We start from the raw sequence: 1569 nt of genomic DNA on the forward strand, positions 1-1569 counted from the left end.
GGCCGCGACCGGAACAGGGGACCGGTCGCGGCCTCGCGCCGTCCTGCCCGCCCTCTGCGTCACGCAGATCACCAGCTGGGGCATCGTCTACTACGCCTTCCCCGTGCTGAACCCCGAGATCACCGCTGCCACGGGCTGGTCTGCCGGCGCCACGACCGCAGCGTTCTCCGCGGCTCTTCTCGTCTCGGCACTCGCCGGAGTCCGCGTCGGCCGCATTCTCGATCACCGCGGCCCCCGCACCGTGATGACCGCGGGCTCCGTCCTCGGCGTGCTCAGCCTTCTCATCGTCGCCGCCGCCCCGAACCAGGGCGTCTTCACCGCCGGTTGGCTGCTTGCCGGCATCGCGATGGCCACCACGTTCTACCAGCCCGCCTTCGCCGCCCTCACCCGCTGGTGGGCCCCCGACCACATCCGCGCCCTCACCATCGTCACCCTCGCCGGCGGACTCGCCTCCACCGTCTTCGCACCCCTGACCGCCGCCCTGGCCGACGAACTGTCGTGGCGCGCGACCTACGCCGTCCTCGCCGGCATCCTCGCCCTGATCACCGTCCCGGCCCACGCGTTCGCGCTCCGGACCCCCTGGCCCAAGGCGCCACCGCCACCCGGCCGCGCCGGCCACCACGCCGACGCCGTTGTGCGCAGCCGGCCGTTCTGGATGCTGGCTGCCGCCCTCACTCTGTCCAGCTTCGCGATGTACGCCGTCGTCGTCGCACTCGTCCCTCTCCTGCTCGACCGCGGCTGCACCACCACTGAAGCCGCCTGGGCCCTCGGACTCGGCGGCGCCGGCCAAACCCTCGGCCGCATCCTCTACTCGACCCTCGCCCGGCGCACCGGAGCAACCCTGCGGACTGCGCTCCTGATCGCCCTCGGCGGCATCACCACCGCGGCCATCGCTCTTGTCCCCGGCCCGTACGCGCTGTTCGTCGCGCTGTCGATCGCAGCGGGCGCGGTCCGCGGCAATCTCACCCTGCTCCAGGCCACCGCCATCACCGACCGGTGGGGAGCCGCCCACTACGGCCGCCTGTCCGGACTGCTCGGCGCGCCCACCACCGGGGCCGCCGCCCTGGCTCCCTTCGCAGGTGCCGCCCTGGCCGCGCCCCTCGGCGGCTACCCGGCGCTCTTTCTCCTCCTCGCCGCACTCTCACTCGTAGCAGCCGTAACAGCCTTCGGCAGCACACCCCTTCGGACGCGGCGGAATACCGCACGCCCGGAATGACGCTCCCTGTCGGCTGGAGCCTCCGCCCGGACCGCGGCCAAGGTCGAGGCCCTTGTTGAACGCGTCCTCGGTCGCGCGATCCCGCTCCACTGCCGGGTGGCGATGTCGTACACCCTTTGCGCCTGGCCGCGCATTGTGTCGTCGTGCTCACCACCGAGGTGGTAGAGCTTGCCGTCGCCGACGATCGCGAGCCCGGACGAGTCGGCGGTGTCCATGATCGGCAAGATCTGCCAGGCGTCGGACGCCTGCTGGGTGCCGACCTTCCGGGCGCCCGGCGGCGCCCGTGCGGCTCGCCGCCGCAGGCGGGCACGGCCGTCTCGATCGCGTCGGTGACAGTACGAGCGGTCCCCCGC

General features: G+C 73.0%; 2 protein-coding genes. Both read left to right on the plus strand.

Annotated features, from left to right (window positions below):
- On the plus strand, window positions 1-1216 hold a 1216-nt coding region (locus ACWGH4_RS34955), incomplete at its 5' end, for an MFS transporter (protein WP_453467921.1).
- 143 nt (window positions 1217-1359) lie between these two features.
- Window positions 1360-1569 (plus strand): hypothetical protein (locus tag ACWGH4_RS34960; protein ID WP_453467923.1); only part of this gene is annotated, 210 nt, incomplete at its 3' end.

This window comes from Streptomyces sp. NPDC054847, assembly GCF_053610925.1.